The organism is Kitasatospora sp. NBC_01250, assembly GCF_036226465.1.
Taxonomy (GTDB): Bacteria; Actinomycetota; Actinomycetes; order Streptomycetales; family Streptomycetaceae; genus Kitasatospora.
In genome coordinates, this window is the sequence record NZ_CP108476.1 from 8,453,951 (window position 1) to 8,471,367 (window position 17,417).

Below are 17,417 nucleotides of genomic sequence, written 5' to 3' on the forward strand. Positions count from 1 at the left end.
GATCAGTTAGGAAAACTTCCTAACAACTATTGACGCGTACCCCACAGGACGACGACGCTGCTACGTCAAGGAAGTTGGCCAGCCTGGACACCCGACGGCCTGGAGGCCCACCCATGCGCAGAGGCACGCTGACGATGATCGTCACTACGGCCTGTACCGCCCTGGTCATGACCCTCGCAGCTCTGCTGGCCGGAGCGCCGATCGCCGCGGCCCGCACCGGCGCCGCCGGTCACGCCACGACGCACGCCACGACGCACGCCACGACCCAGCAGACCTTCCTGACCTTCTACGGCTGGTGGGACAACACGCCGCCGGGCGGCGCCATCTCCTACCCCACGCTGCACAGCACCGCCGGCGGCACCGGCACCTACGCCGACCCGATCACCTTCGCCAGCGACAAGGCCGAGATCGCGCCGGGCACCAGGATCTGGGTCCCGCGGGTCGGGAAGTACTTCGTCATGGAGGACGGCTGCGAGGAGTGCAGCGCCGACTGGAGCGGCAAGGGCCCCAACGGCGGGCCGAAGCTCGCCCACTTCGACCTCTGGCTCGGCGGCAAGGGCGGAAGTCCGATGAAGGCCATCGAGTGCGAGAACGCGCTGACCGACTACACCGCGGACAACACCCCGTCGATGGAGCCGGTGGTCATTGATCCGCCCTCGGGCGAGCCGTACGACTCCGCCCCGATCTTCAACACCGCGACCGGCGGCTGCTACGGCGGCGCCAAACCGACCGTCACCGTGGGCCCGTACAAGAACGCCTCGACGGCCACCTGCATCGACGACCCGCACAACAGCGCGAGCAGCGGCGTGCGGCTGGGGATGGCCCCCTGCTCCGGCGCAGCCGAGCAGCAGTTCAGCTTCGACGGCACCTTCCTGCAGCGCAACGGGCTGTGCGCCGACATGTCCGGCGGCAGCCTGCTGCTCAAGCCCTGCACCGGCGGACCGACCCAGCAGTGGTCGGCCAATCCCAGCGGGACCATCTCGGACATCCAGACCGGCAAGAAGTGCTTCCGCGCCTCCGGCGCCACGCTGACCGCCGGCAGTTGCTCGGGAACGCCCGCCCGGTGGACCGTCCCGACGGCGAAGTCGCCGGCCCGACGGTGAAGCCCCGCAGGCCGGGTCCGCGCTGCTCCGGCTCCGGTGCCGGTGTGCTCGGCGCCGCGCCTCCTCCCTGCGGTCCACCGATCGGCTGACCGCCGCAGCGCGAGGGCGTTCGTACGGTGGGGTGAGGGTCATGGCGAGAGTGACCCGTCGGTTGCCCCCGGGTCGGGAACCGCGCCGCGTGAACGGCGGCGGGCCCGGTCCGGGGGCACACCCGTGCAGCCCGCGAACCAGGAGGACGAGCACCGATGACGACCTCGGCCGACATCCGTTCCGGTGCCCACGGTGCCCACGGCGCCCCGGGGGTCCGGAGGCAGCGGGTCTCGCTGGTCTGCGGTGCGGCCGCGATGGCGGGTTTCCTCTTCGGATACGACAGCGCGGTCGTCAACGGCGCGATCACCGCGATCCAACGCCACTTCCACGCCGGGACCGCCGCGATCGGCCTGACGGTCTCCGCCGCCCTGCTCGGCGCGGCGGCGGGCGCCTGGACGGGCGGGGCGCTGGCGGACCGGCTGGGGCGCCTGCGGGTCATGCAGATCGCGGCGGTGCTGTTCGTGATCAGCGCCGCCGGTTCGCTGTTCCCCTTCGCCCTGTGGGACCTGGCCCTGTGGCGGGTGCTGGGCGGGATCGCGATCGGCATCGCCTCGGTGATCGCCCCGACCTACATCACCGAGATCGCCCCGCCCGACCGACGCGGACGCTACGGCTCCTTCCAGCAGTTGGCGATCGTGCTGGGCATCTGCTGCTCCCAGCTGGTCGACTACGCCCTGACCTGCGCGGCCGGCGGCGACACCACCGGCGGGCTGGGCGGCCTGCCGGCCTGGCGGTGGATGCTGGGCATCTGCGCCGTGCCGGCGCTGGCCTACCTCGTCCTGACGCTGCGGATCCCGGAGTCCCCCCGGTGGCTGGCGGCCCGCGGTCGGGTGGCGGAGGCTGCGGCCGTGCTGGCCCGGCTGGAGGGCGGCGAGCAGGCGGTGGACCGGATCGAGGACATCCGCGCCTCGCTCCGCCGCTCCGCTGCCACCCGCCCGCGGCTGCGCGACCTGTGCGGCGGGCGCTTCGGCCTGCTGCCGCTGGTGTGGCTGGGGATCGGGCTGTCGGTGCTCTCGCAGTTCGTCGGCATCAATGTGATCGTCTACTACGCCTCGGTGCTGTGGCAGTCGACCGGCATCAGTCAGAGCGACTCCCTGCTGATCAGCCTGTCGACGTCCGTCACCAACATCGTGGGCACCCTGATCGCCGTCGCGTTGGTCGACCGGGTCGGCCGCAAGCCGCTGATCGTCGCGGGCTCGGTCGGCATGACCGTCTCGCTCGCCGCGGTCGCCTGGGCGTTCAGCGGCGGCAGCGGATCGGGTGGCCACCTGGCCCTGCCGGCGCTGCAGGGCACGGTGGCGCTGGTGGCCGCCCACGCGTTCGTGCTGTGCTTCGCCTTCTCCTGGGGCGCGGTGCTATGGGTCCTGCTCGGCGAACTGTTCCCCAACCGGCTCCGCGCCCTGGCCCTGGCCGTGGCGGTGCTGTTCCAGTGGCTGGCCAACTGGGCCGTCACCGTGAGCTTCCCGTTGATGGCGCAGTGGAACCTGACGGCGTCCTACATCGTCTACGCCGCCTTCGCCGCGCTCTCCGTCCCCTTCGCGGTCAGGTTCCTCAAGGAGACGAGGGGCCGCAGGCTGGAGGAACTGGAAGAGTCGGTGGGGGAGTCGGGGGAGCCCTGGCGGGCACCCCGCCAGCGACCGGGCAACTCCTAGGCCGTGTCTTCACAATTCCCGCCAGGCGCGCGACGCCGGGCATCCCGCCTGGACGCACCGGCGAATCATCCAAGTACGACCCAGTACGAGGACGCTTCGCCGGCACGCCCAGCCGGGCGCCACCCAGCCGCCAGGCTGGGTGGTGGGGGTACCTCCCGGCCGAAGGCTGGGGGAGCCGCGCGCTGATCCGACGCGAATTGTGAGACACGGCCTAGGACGCCCGGGCGCGTTGGGTGACCACGATGCAGGTGAGCACGACCACCGCGGTCAGCGGCACGGCCGGGCTGACATGCTCGCCGAGCAGCAGCACGGCCCAGACCAGCGTCAACAGCGGCTGCGCCAGCTGGAGTTGGCTGGCCCGGGCGACGCCGATCAGGCCCATGCCCTGGTACCAGACGACGAATCCGCCGAACTGCGAGATGCCGGCGATGTAGGCCATGCCGGCGATCGCCTTCGCCGTCAGGTGCACCGGCTCGTGCGGCAGCGCCCAGGCGGCCACCACGAGGTTGACGGGAGCGGCGGCCACCACGCCCCAGGCGATCACGCGCCAGCCCCCCATGCGGGCCGAGAGCCGCCCGCCCTCGGCGTAGCCGGCCGCGCAGACCAGCAGCGCGGCGAAGAGGTAGAGGTCCGCGACCGTCGGCTCGCCGTGGTTCTGCGAGAGGGCGAAGGCGATGACGGTGACCGCACCGACGCCGGCCGCTATCCAGAACTTCTTCGAGGGATAGCGCCGGGTGCGCAGCGCCGCGATGGTCGCGGTGGCCATCGGCAGCGCGCCGATGACGACCGCCGAGTCCGCGGTGGAGGAGGTCTGCAGGGCGAGCGTGGTGAGCAGCGGGAATCCGATCGCGCAGCCGCCGCCGACCACCGCGAGGGCGGGCCAGTCGGCGCGCGCCGGGATCGGTGCCCGGGTGGCGACGAGTGCGGAGATCGCGATGACGGCGGCCAGCACGCCACGGACACCGGCGGCGCTCCAGGGGCCGAACCCGTCCAGTGCCCACACCGTGCCGGGAAAGCTGAAGGAGAAGCTCAGCACGCCGAGCAGGGCGAACACTGTGCCCTTCGACAGCGGCGACACGGTCTGCGGCAGTGGCGATACTGCGGCCGGGGCGATAGCGCTACGATCTGTCTTCATGAATGACAGTAGCAGTTCGCAGGAGCTGGCCGGCATCCTCGCCCGCGAGATCGAGGGGCTACCGGCCGGGACCCGCATCTCGACGCACCGCGAGCTGGTGCGCCGGTTCGGGGTGAGCGCTACTACGGTTTCCCAGGCGCTGGCCCTGCTGACCCGGCGCGGGCTGATCGTCTCCCGTCCGGGCGCCGGCACCTACCGCACCGAGTCGCGTCCGGTGACCCGGGTCGGGGACACCTCCTGGCAGGAGGCGGCCCTGGAGCTGACCAACCGCATCGACTCCTCGGCCGGCACCCCGCGCGGCTTCAAGACGCCCGCGCTGCTCGGGACGCTCTCGACCTCGGGGCCGGACGTCGTCGATCTCAACGGCGGCTACCTGCACCCCCAGCTCCAGCCGCTCGCCACCCTCGGTACCGCGCTGTCGCGCACCGCGCGCCGCTCGGAGGCGTGGGACCGCCCGCCCATGGCAGGGGTGACCGAGCTGCGCGACTGGTTCGCCGCCGACATCGGCGGCGGGCTCGGCCGCCACGACGTCCTGGTGTGCGGCGCGGGACAGAGCGCGCTGGCGACCACCCTGCGCGCGCTCGGCCAGCCGGGCGACCCGGTCGTCATCGAGTCGCCGACCTACCCGGGCACGATCGCGGCGGCGCACGCCGCGGGACTGCGCACGATCCCGGTCCCGCTCGACCACGAGGGGATCCGGCCCGACTACCTCGACGAGGCGCTCACCCGCACCCGGGCGCGTCTGGTCATCGTCCAGCCGCTGTTCCAGAACCCGACCGGCGCGAGCCTCTCGGTGGGCCGGCAGCAGGAGATCCGCGCCATCGCGCGCCGGCACGGGGTCTTCGTCGTCGAGGACGACTTCGCCCGCCACATGGCGCACGCGGACGCCGGGCCGCCCCCGCTGCCGATGATCGCCGACGACCCGGACGGCACGGTCGTGCACATCCGCTCGCTGACCAAGGTGACCTCGCCGAACCTGCGGGTCGGTGCGCTGGCGGCCCGCGGCCCGGTGATGGCCAGGCTGCGCTCCGCCCATGTCATCGACACCATGTTCGTCCCCGCACCACTGCAGTACACCGCGCTCGACGTGGTGACCGCGCCCGGGTGGAAACGCGCGCTGGCCACGCTCGGATCGGCCCTGGAACACCGGCGAAAGGTTGCAGTCGAAGCGGTTTCGGCGACGTTCGGCCCGCAGTCCCTCGCCGTTGTTCCGCACGGCGGCTATCACCTCTGGGTGGCGCTGCCGGGCCACCTGGACGGCGGGCAGCTGGCGGCGGCGGCACTGGCCTGCGGCGTCTCCCTCACCCCGGGGGACAACTACTACCCCACGGACAGCAGTGCGCCACACGTGCGGATCAGCTACGTGGCGGCGCCTTCGGCCGCCGACGTCGACGACGCCGTGCGCCGCCTCGCCGCCGTCGTCGCGGAGCAGTGACCGCACCGCCACGCGGGGTGACTCCTGTCAAGGTGGCCTGACCGGTTCTTTCGACGGGCTGTTCGATGTGCTCGCGGGTTTGCCCGCCGGCTGGGTGGCCCGTACTCGGCGCCGCCCGGCTGACCAGTAGCGATACCCGACATCATGCGATAGCGCTCACCGTTCCTTACAACTCCACGTTCCGGCCAGCAGGTGAAAAACCGGACATATCAATAGGACGGCGCGGCCCTGATTCGTAACCAAAACAAGCCATTTGGCACAACGTTCCCGCCCCCTGTTCTGTATGTGCCACGAAGAACATCGCACGGAGATCATCTCCGTCTCGGCGACCGGACAAGTCTTGACTGGTGATCTAGGGGCGTGACAGGGTAGCGTCTCGTTACGCCCAATGGCCGCAATAAGCTGGTTAAGGAGCGGAGATCGAATGTGGCAACGGGGAACCTCACTCGATACATTTCACCGCCTGCTGGCTCGGAAGACATCATCGGTCGCCGGCTGTCCTGTTCCCTCGCGACGCTGAGCTGCGCTCATATCAGCCCGCGCGGCTGACGAAGCACCCGCTGACGAAAGTGCGGGCCCTCCAGTGAGGAACGGACGCCTTAGTTGGAGAAGTCAGAGAAGCACTCGATCATCATCCCTCAAGCACAGGTCGGCGCCGTCGGTGCCGACTGGCACCGCGAAGTCCTGCGCGACGTCGAATCCAGGCTGGCCGATCCCGGTTTTCCCTGCGTCTTCTCGCGGAACGCATTCCGAAAACAGTTGCTGAGATTCGTCTTCGTGGAGAACACCGCCCGAGGCGGCCTCCAGCACCTGGCGGACGGCCTCGCGGAGTACGTCGAACTGTCCAGAGCCTGGGACGGCAGCCTGGACACCTCATATCCACTGATCGCCGCATTCTTGCCGGACGCCGTGGCGGCCCGGTCCGTCGAGGAGTACCACGCCTTCGGCTGGCGGGTCCTCCAGGAGCTGCACGAGATCGACCCCGCACCCTGGCCGGCCGAAGTCGGCACGGATCCGCATTCCGACTCCTGGTCGATGTGTTTCAACGGCATGCCGCTGTTCTGCAACATGAGCAGCCCCGCGCACCAGGTGCGCCGCAGCCGGAATCTGGGTGACCACTTCATTCTCGTCATCAACCCGCGCGAACGGTTCGACATCTTCGCGGGCGACACCCCGAGCGGCCGCAAGGTCCGCTCGAACATCCGCAGGAGAATCGCCCGCTACGACGGCGCCGCGCACTCCTGGCAACTGGGCTCCTACGGCGCCGGCGGCGTCGAATGGCTCCAGTACGGTCTGATCGAGGAGAACGCCGAGCGGACCGACAAATGCCCTTTCCTGTCCCGCGAGCCCTGAAGCACGGCCCGGGCCGGGTGCACCACGGACCACAGAATTCCGCCGGGCGGAATTCCACGAAAAACTCGGAAGAGGACACTGATCAATGATTGACCTCATCGTCACGCAGGGCCGGGTCGCGGACCGGGAAGCCCGACTGATCGAGGGCGCGGCCCGCGTCGCGCGGGCCCTGGAACAGCGCTATCCGGTCACCGGCCGTGCCATCGGCGAGCCCGCGCCGGCCGCCGCCGACGACTGGACCGTCAGCCTGCCCCAGGCCAGGGAGACCCTGGTGGGGCTCGGGCAGGCGGTCACCGAGAGCCTGACCGGCGGCCGGCTCCCGGTCCTGGTCTCCAACACCTGCTCGGCGAGCCTGGCCACCCTGCCGGTGGTGGCGCGGGAGCGGCCGGAGGCCGTGGTGCTGTACATCGACGGGCACGGCGACTTCAACACGCCGGAGACGACCGACACGGGCTACCTCGGCGGCATGGTGCTCTCCGGCGCGTGCGGGCTCTGGGACAGCGGTCACGGCGCCGGACTGCGCACCGAGCAGGCCGTCCTGGTCGGCGCCCGCGACATCGACGAGCCCGAGCGCGAGCTGCTGCGGAAGCACGGCGTGCGGGTCATCCCGCCCAAGGAGGCGTCGGCGCAGAACATCCTGGCCGCCGTGGGCGGTGCGCCGGTATGGGTGCACATCGACTGGGACGTGCTGGAGCCGGGCTACGTGCCGGCCGACTACAAGGTCCCGGACGGGATGCTGCCCACCCAGATCCGGGCCCTGTTCGAGGCGATCCCGCCGGCGCAGCTCGTCGGCGTGGAGGTGGCGGAGTTCAACGCCCCGCAGGACGACGACATCAGCGCCCACGCGGTCTCCGTCATCCTCGACATGATCGCCCCGGTCTTCGAGACCGCGACCGCGCAGGCCGGCTAGTTACCCGTCCCCGTCAACCCACCCGTCTCCGAGGTTCCCTGAAGGAGAGTCACCGCATGCCGCTCTACGACAGCATCACCGACACGATCGGCCGCACGCCCATCGTCAGACTGCACCGGCTCGCCCCCGCGCACACCACGGTCTACGTGAAGGTGGAGTCCTTCAACCCCGGCGGCTCGGTCAAGGACCGCCTGGCGCTGGCCGTCATCCTGGACGCCGAGGCGAAGGGCCTGCTGAAGCCCGGTGACACGATCGCCGAGTGCACCTCCGGCAACGTCGGCATCGCGCTGGCGATGGTGGCGGCGGCCCGCGGCTACAAGTTCGTCGCGGTGATGTCGGACACCTACTCGATGGAGCGGCGCAAGCTGATCCGCGCCTACGGCGGCAAGGTCATCCTGTTCCCCGGCGCGCTGGGCAGCAGTGGCGGCAACAAGATCGCCGACGAGCTCGCGGAGCGACACGGCTGGTTCCGGGCCCGGCAGTTCGACAACCCGGCCAACCCCGCCTACCACCGCGAGACCACGGCGGCGGAGATCCTCAGCGACTTCGCCGGCAAGCGGCTGGACTACTTCGTCACCGGCTTCGGCACCAGCGGCACCCTGACCGGCGTCGGCCAGATGCTCAAGCGCGCGCGTCCCGAGGTGCGGGTGATCGCCGCCGAGCCGGACAACGCCGCGGTGCTCTCCGGCCAGGGGTGGAACGTGCACCGGATCCAGGGCTGGGCCCCCGACTTCGTGCCCAGCGTGCTCGACCAGAGCGTCATCGACGAGCTGCTGACCGTCGACGAGGTGCTCGGGCGCGACACCGCGCGCCGCCTGGCCGCCGAGGAGGGCATCTTCGCCGGCATCTCGGCCGGCGCCACCCTGGCGACGGCGCTGCGCGTGGCCGAGGGCGCGCCGCAGGGCTCGGTGCTGCTCGCGATGCTGCCGGACACCGGCGAGCGCTACCTGTCCACCTTCCTGCTCGAAGGGATGAACGAGGGCTCGGACGACGAATGGCTGGCGGCGCTGGACAGCGGTTCCGGCGGCGCCTGAACCTGGGGCTTGGGACGAGGGACTAGGTGCATGAGAGAATTCATCCCCCCGGCAACCCGCTTCATCGACCTGCCCGACGGCTTCGCGATGAAGCGCGGCGGTGCACTGCACGGTGCGCGCATCGCGTACGAGTCCTTCGGGCGGCTGAACGCGGAACGCGACAACGCGGTCCTGCTCCTCACCGGCCTCTCGCCCGATGCACACGCCGCTTCCCACCCCGACGACCCGAGCCCCGGCTGGTGGGAGGCCATGCTGGGGCCGGGCCGGCCCGTCGACACCGATCGCTGGCACGTGATCTGCGTCAACTCCCTCGGCAGCTGCAAGGGTTCGACCGGGCCGCCGTCCATCGACCCGGGCACCGGCGAGCCCTACCGGTTGACGTTTCCGGAGCTCTCGATGGAGGACATCGCCGACACGGCGGCCTTCGCGGTGCGCGCGCTCGGCATCGAGCGGCTGGCCTGCGTGATCGGCACCTCCATGGGTGCGATGAGCGCGCTCTCCCTGCTGGCCCGCCACCCCGGCCTGACGGGCAGTCACATCAGCATCTCCGGAGCCGTCCACGCGCTGCCGTTCGCGATCGCGATCCGGTCGCTGCAGCGCGAGGCGATCCGCTTCGATCCGCAGTGGCACCAGGGCAGTTACGACGAGGAGCACTACCCGCAGCGCGGCATGCGCACGGCACGCAAGCTGGGCATGATGACCTACCGCTCGCCGCAGGAGTGGGACAGCCGCTTCGGCCGGGCCCGCCTGAGCGCCGAGCGCCGCGGCGAACCGCAGGACCGCGTGGGGCAGGGGCCGGGGCCCGAGTCCAGCCCTGAGTCCGGCCCGGACTCGGGTCCTGAGTTCGGCCCTGAGTTCGAGGTCGAGGGCTATCTGGCGTGCCAGGCCGACCGCTTCGCGCACCGCTTCGATCCCAACAGCTACCTCTACCTGAGCCGCTGCATCGACCGGTTCGACCTCGGCGAGTCCTGCGGCGGCACGGCCGACGAGGCGCTGTCCCGGCTGCGCGTCGAACAGGCGCTGGTGATGGGCGTGCAGACCGACATCCTCTTCCCGGTGCAGCAGCAGCGGCAGATCGCCGAGGGCCTGAGCGCCGGCGGCGCGGACGTCCAGTTCCTGCCGCTGGAGTCGCGCGAGGGGCACGACGCCTTCCTCGTCGACACCGGCCGCTTCGGGCCGCCGGTGGCGAAGTTCCTGTCGGCGCTCTGACCGGGCCGGGCTCGCCGGCCGCCGGCCGCAGGCGGCCACCGCTTTCCGCACCCCCTCAGTGAAGCACCCCCTCAGTGAAGGAGTCCCACGTGTCCGGGCAGCCAGCCAAGACAGCCCTCGTCACCGGCGCCAACCGCGGCATCGGCTTCGAGATCGCCCGCCAACTGGCCGAGCAGGGCGTGCAGGTCCTGCTCGCCGGCCGCAACGCCGAGGCGGTCGGCGAAGCGGCGCTGCGGCTGCGCGGCGAGGGCCTGGCCGTGGAGCCGGTCGTCCTCGACGTGACGGACACCGACAGCATCCGGGCCGCCGCGGCGGCGGTCGAGAGCCGGTACGGCCGGCTCGACATCCTGGTCAACAACGCCGGCATCCGGATCGAGGAGTACGGCCGGCAGCCCTCCGAACAGCCGCTGCACCAGTGGCGCGAGACCTTCGACACCAACCTGTTCGGCGTGGTCGAGGTGACCACGGCCTTCCTGCCGATGATCCGCAGGGCCGCGGCCGGACGCATCGTCAACGTCTCCAGCCTGCTGGGGTCGCTCGGCACGCACAGCGATCCCGGCTCCTACGCCTACAGCGACATGTTCAAATCGCTGCCGGCCTACAGCGCCTCCAAGAGCGCGGTGAACTCCTGGACCGTGCACCTGGCCTACGAACTGCGCGACACGCCGGTCAAGGTGAACTCGGTGCACCCGGGCTACACCAGGACGGACATGAACGACGGCGCCGGCGACCTCGACATCCCCGAGGGCGCCCGGACCAGCGTCCGGATGGCCCTGCTCGACGCCGACGGTCCCACCGGCAGCTACGTCCACCAGGGCGAGGTCCTGCCCTGGTAGCCCTGCACGGCCCCGCCACCGGAAGCCATCCACCCCCACCCAGTATTGGATTCGCACTGTGGGCACCCTTGTCATGGTCACCGATGCAGAGAGCCTTCCGCTCGATTTCGACATGCCGCTGCTGCTCGACGCCTGCCGGGCGACCGGCCTGCCCGTCGAGGTGTGCGCCTGGGACGATCCGGCCGTCGACTGGTCGCGGTTCGACGCCGTCCTGCTGCGCTCGCCCTGGAGCTACGTGGAGCGCCTGCCGCAGTTCCTGGCCTGGTGCGAGCGCGTCACCGAGCTGGCGCCGCTGTTCAATCCGCTGCCGGTGGTGCGGTGGAGCCTGGACAAGCACTACCTGGCCGATCTCGCCGCACGCGGCGTGCCGGTGGTGCCGAGCACCTTCGTCGAGCCCGGCACGGATCCGCTGGCGGCCCTCGGGGAGTTCCTGGCGGCGCACCCCGGCGCCGGCGAGCTGGTGGTCAAGCCGACCGTCGGCGCCTACTCCAAGGACGTCCAGCGCTTCACCAGAGCGCTGGCGGCCGAGGCGGGCCAGTACATCGGCCGGCTGCTCGACAAGGGCTGCCAGGTCATCGTGCAGCCCTACCTGGCGTCGATCGACCGTGACGGCGAGACCGACATGATCTACTTCGACGGCGCCTACAGCCACGCCATCCGCAAGAGCGCCCTGCTCCTGGCGGACGGCACGGTCAACGCGCCGACCCAGGACGTCCGCCGGGCACGGGAGGCCGACCAGGACGAACGCGCCGTCGCGCTGGCCGCACTCGAGGCGGCGGCGGCACACCTGGGCCTGGCGCAGCCGCTGCTCTACGGACGCGTCGACCTGATCCGCGGCGACGACGGCAGGCCGGTGGTGCTGGAACTGGAGCTGTGCGAGCCCAGCCTGAGTCTGGCGTTCGCCGACGGCGGCGCGCTGCGCTTCGCCCGGGCCCTGGCCGAGCGGCTGGTGTTGTCATAGGTGATCAACGACCGGGAAGATCTTGGTCGTGACCCTCCTCATCCTGCTCGTCCTCTCCGTCGCGGTCCCGCTCGGCTGGCGGATCGCCCCGGCCCTGAACCGCACCGTCCGCGCGCGCTGGATCCGCGCGCGGTTCGACCCCGTCGCCCACGGGCTGCCGCCGCGCGAGGCGCTCGACGCGCGGCGGGCCGGGCCGCAGCTGCCCGTCCACCGGGCCAAGGAGATCGAGGCCATCGCGCACGACGCGCTGCAGGGCGACTGGCGCTCGGCGGCCGCCTTCGTGGCGGCCGCGGGCGAGGACTGGGACGAGCGCTGGGCGCGGATCGAGCTGCTGCAGGAGATAGCCGCCCACCGTGACGCCTGGCTGGAGGACTGGCTGCGCGCTCGACCGGACAGCTGTACCGCCACCACCGTGCAGGCCCAACTGCTCCTGCACCGCGCCTGGGAGGCCCGCGGCGACGGCTCGGGGCAGAGCGTGCCCGCCAACCGGATGGCGCGGTTCCTGGTGCTGGCGAAGGCCGCGCTGGAGACCGCGCAGCAGGCGGCTCCGCTGGCACCGGAGGATCCGGGGCCCTGGGTGGTCATGGTCACCGCCGCCCGCGCGCTGCGCCACGGCCACGAGGAGTTCGTCCCGCTCTGGGACCAGCTCGTCCTGCGGGCCCCGCACCACTACCTGGGCCACCGGCAGGCGCTGGAGTACTGGTGCGCCAAGTGGGCGGGCTCGCACCGGCTCATGATGGCGTTCGCCGAGGACGCGGTGCGCCGGGCACCGGCCGGCAGCCCGCTGGCCGGGATCTACCTGGATGCGCTGAACGAGCTGGCCCAGCGCGCGGGCCGCTCGGCGCTGCCCTCCTCGGCCGCGGCCAGGGAACTGCTGGCGCAGGTCGCCCGCTCGCTGGGCCAGGCCCGCGAGGGCGACCGGCAACTGCCCCGACTGCGCCACCTGCTGGCCTCCTTCCTGCTCCAGGCGGGCAGCCATGACGCCGCCTTGGAGCAGTTCAGGCTGATCGGCCCCTGGTGCGGCGCGGAGCCGTGGACCAGGGAGCGCGACCCCGCCGCGGCCTTCGACCTCGCCCGGGGAAGAGCCGCGACCAGGGCTTCGCGGACATGACATACCTCACGCCCTCTCCTGACGTCCTCTCAACTCCACTGCGCTGAAGGGAAATACGCGCACCCCGGCCGCGCCATGGCCGGCCGGCTGGCCGAATTCGTCAGTAAGCCGTCATTGCCGCCACCCCGTCATGGCTGCAGGCTGTGACGGTGTCTCAACGACGTGTTGTGGTGGTGCTCTACTCCGGTGCGCAGGCGCTCGACGTCGCGGGGCCGATCGAGGTGTTCGACACCGTGAACCGGCAACTGCCGGAGCTGGGTGCCGATTACCGGATCGAGTTCGTCTCCGCGGACGCGCCGCTGGTGCGGACCTCCTCGGGCATGGTGATCGCGGCCCAGCCGCTGGCGGCGGCCGACGGCCCCATCGACACCCTGCTCGTGCCCGGCGGCTGGAGCCTCAAGGAGGCGCTGGAGGACCGGGAGCTGGTCGCCTGGATCCGCGAGGCGGCCGGCAGATCGCGCCGGGTCGCCTCCGTGTGCGGTGGGGCGTTCCTGCTCGCCGAGGCGGGTCTGCTGCACGGCCGGCGCGCCACCACGCACTGGGCGTACTGCGCGGACCTGACCCGCCGCTACCCCGAGGTGACGGTCGATCCGGAACCGATCTTCGTATGGGACGGCCGGTTCGTGACCTCGGCCGGCGTGGCCACCGGCATCGACATGGCGCTCGCGCTGGTGGAGGCCGACCACGGCGCGAGCGCCGCGCTGGAGATCGCCCGGTACCTGGTGCTCTTCTTCAAGCGCAACGGCGGTCAGTCGCAGTTCAGTTCGGTGCTGGAGGCACAGCTCGCCGACCGGGCGCCGATCCGCGCCGCGCAGGAGTGGATCCTGCAGAACCTCGAACGGCCGCTGCACGTACCGACGATCGCCGAGCGGGCGCACATGAGCGTGCGCAACTTCGCCCGGGTGTTCCGCCGCGAGGTGGGCGTCCCCCCGGGCCAGTACATCGAGCAGATGCGGATCGCCCGCGCCCGCAAGCTGCTGGAGACCACCGACCTGCCGGTCGGCCGGATCGCGCACTGCTGCGGGTTCCCGGCCCAGGAGACGTTCTTCCGCTCCTTCGGCCGGGCGCTGGAGGTCACCCCGAACGAGTACCGCCACCGCTTCCAGGCGCTGTCGCCGGCCGGCCTGGTCGTCTCCCCAGCGTCGGCGGACCACCAGGACAGGAGCCCCGTATGACGGCCAGGATCCGACTCGTCGACCAGCTGGCGGGCGAGTTGGCCGCCCACGGTGTGCGGCAGGTGTTCGGCGTCGGCGGCGCGAACATCGAGGACCTCTACGACGCCTTCCTCGGCACCGGCGGCGTGATCCGCACCGTGGTCGCCAAGCACGAGTTCGCCGCCGCCACCATGGCCGACGGCCAGGCCCGGGCCACCGGGCGGATCGGGGTCGTGGCGGTCACCTCGGGCGGCGGCGCGACGAACCTGGTGTCGGGGCTGGCCGAGGCGTACGCCTCACGGGTGCCGGTGCTGGCCCTGGTCGGGCAGCCGCCGACCACCTCGCGGGGGCGCGGGGCCTTCCAGGACGCCAGCGGCAGGGCGGGCTCCTTCGACATGCGGGAGCTGTTCGCGCCGGTCAGCCGGTTCTGCGCCTGGGCCGACGACCCGGAGGCGGTACCGGAGCTGCTCCAGCAGGCGCTCGCCGCCGCCGAGCGCGCCCCACGCGGCCCGGCGGTGCTGCTGCTCCCCAAGGACGTCCAGCAGGCCCTGGTCCGCCCCCGGCGGCCGGCTCCCGCCACCTTCCCCGCCCCACCCGCGCCCGCGCCTGCCGCCGCGGCGGCCCGGCGCCGGGCCGCCGAGCTGCTGCGCGGCGCGCGGACCGTGCTCGTCATCGCCGGCGAGGGCGTGGCGGCGGCCGGCGCCCGCACCGAACTGGCCGAGCTGGCGGGCCGGCTCGGCGCCTGGGTGGCGGTCACCCCGGACGCCAAGGACGTGTTCCGCAACGACGACCCGCGCTTCGCCGGGGTGGCCGGGGTGATGGGCCATCAGAACGTGGTGGACTGCCTGCGGCGGGCCGACCTCTGCCTGCTGGTCGGCACCCGGCTGCCGGACGTGGCACGCGCCGGACTCGACGCCGCCCTGTCCGGGACCCCGGTGGTCTGCATCGACCCCGAGCCGCCGTTCGTGCCGGGGACGGCGGTGCCGGGCGAGGTCCGGGCGACCCTGCGCGAGCTCGCCGAGGCCCTGCCCGTCCACCCGCGCCCGGCACCCGACCACGCCGGCCCGGTGCCGCGCCCGGCACCCGAGCACGGCCGTGGCGGCACCTCCTGCCGGGCGGCGGTCGCCGCCATCGAGGCGGCGCTGCCGCCCGAGGCGCACGTCTTCGTCGACGCGGGCAACGCCGGTGCCAGTGTGATCCACCTGCTGCCCGCCCCGGCCGAGGGCCGCTTCGTGGTGGCCGTGGGGATGGGCGGCATGGGATACACCTTCGGTGCGGGCATCGGCGCGGCGCTCGCCACCGGACGGCGGACCTATGTGATCGCCGGTGACGGGTCGTTCTTCATGCACGGCATGGAGGTGCACACCGCCGTCGAGTACCAGGCTCCCGTCACCTTCGTGATCCTCAACAACAACGGCCACGCCATGTGCGCCACCCGTGAGCGGATCTTCCTCGGCGCACCGCACCCGAGCAGCCGCTTCCGCCCCGCCGACCTCGCGGCAGGCGCGGCCGCGATGTTCCCGGGCCTCGCGGTGACCCGGGCCGAGGACGGCCCGCGGCTGCGCCGGGCGCTGCTGCACGCCAACACCCGCGGCGGCCCCGCGTTCGTGACGCTCGACGTCGACCCCGCCGAGACGCCGCCCTTCCTGCCCTTCCTGACCCCGGCGACAACCGCCACACCACCGACCCCGATATCCGCCGGCACCGAGCCGGCCCAGCACGAGGAGACCGCAGATGAGTTCGGACCCGTCCATGTCGGCTGACACGCCCGAGTTGGCAGGCATCCCGGGCCTGACCCGGGTGGAGAACACCGACCAGCAGCAGCTGGTGGCCCGCTGCGCGGAGCTCACCCGGCCGGAGTACTCGCACCAGCAGGTCTACGGGCGCTACTGCACCATCGAGACCCACGTCGACTGCCCGCCCGAGCAGGCCTACGAGTACCTGCGGCAGGGCCACCACCTGGAGGAGTGGACCTTCAGCCTGCGCAACTTCGCACCCACGCAGACCCCCGGCCTCTGGATCGGCGACGACCTGCTCGAGCAGGACACCCGGATCTACTGCAAGGTGGCGGCCAACGCCGAGGCCATGACGGTGGACTTCCACTGCGCCTGGGACCAGGGCGAGGAGCTCTGGATGATCTACCTGATGCGGGTGGTGCCCGCCCAGCTGGTGCTGGGCCGCCCCGGCTCGGTGATCACCTGGACCAACTGCCGGCACCCCCACTACGACCGCAACCCCCGCCCGGAACTGGCACCGCGCCCGGACCGGCCGTGGGTGGGCGACTACTGGGACCTCTTCTACGCCGGCCACACGGTGGAGCTGGCCAACCTCAAGGCCATCCTGGAGCACCGCCACCAGGGCGGCCTGCCGATCGGCAGCGCGCCGCGCGCGGTGGTGCGATGACCACCGTCAGCCTCATGGACGTCGCCGGCCATCTGCCCGGCGAGCCCGTCCCGGCCGAGTTCTACACCGAGTACCCCGGCGCGGAGGACAAGCTCCGCGACAACCCGATGTTCCGCGTCCCCCCGCTGCGGCACCACGTGGCCGGTGAGAGCAACGCGGACCTGGTGGAGCGCGCGGTGCAGCCGCTCATCGAGCGCCACGGCCGCAACGAGATCCGCTCCGTGGACGTGCTGCTGATGCACAGCCAGCTGCCCGACATCCCGTTCGTGGGCGCCGGCACCGAGGTCGCGCGCCGCCTGGGGCTCAAGCCCCGGTGGCTGCTCGACGTGGCCAACGCGGGCTGCGCCTCCTTCGTCCAGATGATCGAGCTGGCCCGCACCATCCTCACCAGCACGGACGCCACCAGCGCGCTGATCTGCAACGCCCAGAGCGCGGCCGGGCAGCTGTTCACCCAGCCCGACGTGCGCAGGCTGGCCCAGGCCGCCATCCCCGGCGACGGCTGCGGGGTCGGCTACCTGACCACCTCCGCCGCGGCCCCGGTGCTGGGCGTGGTGACCCGTCACATCGGCGACTACGGCGGCGACATGACCGCGGTCCTGGAGGACGGCCGCAAGTACTGGGAGCCCGGCGAGTCGCAGCTGCGGATCGGCTTCACCGAGGAGGCCGTCGCCACGGTCATGGAGCGCGGCAACCGCCTGGTGCCGGAGGTGGTCACCGAGCTGTGCGACCGGCTCGGGCTGCCGACCGGCGCGATCGACACGCTGGTGACCAACCAGCCCAACCGCGCCTTCCTCAGCAACTGGCGAAAGGCGCTCGGCCTGCCCAAGGAGCGGCACCCCGACACCTTCGACAGCTGCGGGAACCTGTTCGGCGCGGGGATCCCCATCACCCTGGACCGCGCCGTCCGCTCCGGCCAGGTCAAGGGCGGCGACCTGGTCGTGCTGGGCGGCTTCGCCCACGCGGGCGACTTCGCGGGCGCCGCCGCGATCCGCTGGGGCGGCTGACCCGCTCGGGACCAGGGCGGTTGTCGG

General features: G+C 72.0%; 15 protein-coding genes. 14 read left to right on the forward strand and 1 reads right to left on the reverse strand.

Annotation, left to right across the window (positions count from 1 at the left end; all coding sequences use genetic code 11):
* Window positions 1–167 precede the first annotated feature (167 nt).
* A complete protein-coding gene (locus OG500_RS35575) occupies window positions 168–1,103 on the forward strand; it encodes an RICIN domain-containing protein (protein WP_329586452.1) in 936 nt (311 codons plus the stop codon).
* Window positions 1,104–1,348: 245 nt separating this feature from the next.
* Window positions 1,349–2,845, forward strand: coding sequence for a sugar porter family MFS transporter (locus OG500_RS35580; protein WP_329586454.1), 1,497 nt, complete (start codon window positions 1,349–1,351; stop codon window positions 2,843–2,845).
* 211 nt (window positions 2,846–3,056) lie between these two features.
* Here the strand turns inward: OG500_RS35580 and OG500_RS35585 are convergent, their stop codons facing one another.
* Window positions 3,057–3,980, reverse strand: coding sequence for a DMT family transporter (locus OG500_RS35585; protein WP_442907107.1), 924 nt, complete (start codon window positions 3,978–3,980; stop codon window positions 3,057–3,059).
* On the opposite strand from OG500_RS35585, the gene OG500_RS35590 reads away from it, so the two are divergent.
* The 12 genes from OG500_RS35590 to OG500_RS35645 all read left to right on the forward strand — a co-directional run bounded on the left by OG500_RS35590 (window position 3,979) and on the right by OG500_RS35645 (window position 17,390).
* Window positions 3,979–5,415 (forward strand): aminotransferase-like domain-containing protein, encoded by a 1,437-nt coding sequence (locus tag OG500_RS35590; protein WP_329586459.1) that lies wholly within the window; start codon window positions 3,979–3,981, stop codon window positions 5,413–5,415. The genes OG500_RS35585 and OG500_RS35590 overlap by 2 nt on opposite strands.
* A gap of 603 nt (window positions 5,416–6,018) precedes the next feature.
* Entirely contained in the window at window positions 6,019–6,768 is a 750-nt protein-coding gene (locus tag OG500_RS35595; RefSeq protein WP_327070981.1) for a YqcI/YcgG family protein, read from the forward strand.
* Between the two features lie 85 nt (window positions 6,769–6,853).
* Window positions 6,854–7,678 carry an arginase family protein gene (locus tag OG500_RS35600; protein ID WP_329586462.1) on the forward strand — a complete coding sequence of 275 codons (825 nt, stop codon included), beginning with the start codon at window positions 6,854–6,856 and terminating at the stop codon, window positions 7,676–7,678.
* Between the two features lie 56 nt (window positions 7,679–7,734).
* Entirely contained in the window at window positions 7,735–8,712 is a 978-nt protein-coding gene (gene cysK, locus OG500_RS35605) for a cysteine synthase A (RefSeq protein WP_327070983.1), read from the forward strand.
* A 30-nt stretch (window positions 8,713–8,742) separates the two neighbouring features.
* Entirely contained in the window at window positions 8,743–9,921 is a 1,179-nt protein-coding gene (metX, locus tag OG500_RS35610) for a homoserine O-acetyltransferase MetX (RefSeq protein ID WP_327070984.1), read from the forward strand.
* Between the two features lie 89 nt (window positions 9,922–10,010).
* Entirely contained in the window at window positions 10,011–10,757 is a 747-nt protein-coding gene (locus tag OG500_RS35615; RefSeq protein ID WP_327070985.1) for an SDR family oxidoreductase, read from the forward strand.
* 73 nt (window positions 10,758–10,830) lie between these two features.
* Complete coding sequence (locus OG500_RS35620; RefSeq protein ID WP_329586466.1) at window positions 10,831–11,718, forward strand: ATP-grasp domain-containing protein; 888 nt, start codon at window positions 10,831–10,833, stop codon at window positions 11,716–11,718.
* 28 nt (window positions 11,719–11,746) lie between these two features.
* The gene (locus tag OG500_RS35625) at window positions 11,747–12,829 is read left to right on the forward strand and encodes a hypothetical protein (RefSeq protein WP_329586468.1); all 1,083 of its coding nucleotides are present in this window, start codon (window positions 11,747–11,749) and stop codon (window positions 12,827–12,829) included.
* Window positions 12,830–12,978: 149 nt separating this feature from the next.
* Window positions 12,979–14,004, forward strand: coding sequence for a GlxA family transcriptional regulator (locus OG500_RS35630; protein WP_327070988.1), 1,026 nt, complete (start codon window positions 12,979–12,981; stop codon window positions 14,002–14,004).
* A complete protein-coding gene (locus tag OG500_RS35635) occupies window positions 14,001–15,746 on the forward strand; it encodes a thiamine pyrophosphate-binding protein (protein ID WP_329586471.1) in 1,746 nt (581 codons plus the stop codon). Before OG500_RS35630 ends, OG500_RS35635 begins: the two co-directional genes overlap by 4 nt.
* Window positions 15,718–16,386, forward strand: a complete 669-nt coding sequence (locus OG500_RS35640; protein ID WP_327070990.1) for an SRPBCC family protein — start codon at window positions 15,718–15,720, stop codon at window positions 16,384–16,386. Before OG500_RS35635 ends, OG500_RS35640 begins: the two co-directional genes overlap by 29 nt.
* Window positions 16,383–17,390: a 3-oxoacyl-ACP synthase III family protein gene (locus tag OG500_RS35645; protein WP_329586474.1), complete on the forward strand. Its 1,008-nt coding sequence runs from the start codon at window positions 16,383–16,385 to the stop codon at window positions 17,388–17,390. Before OG500_RS35640 ends, OG500_RS35645 begins: the two co-directional genes overlap by 4 nt.
* Window positions 17,391–17,417 lie beyond the last annotated feature (27 nt).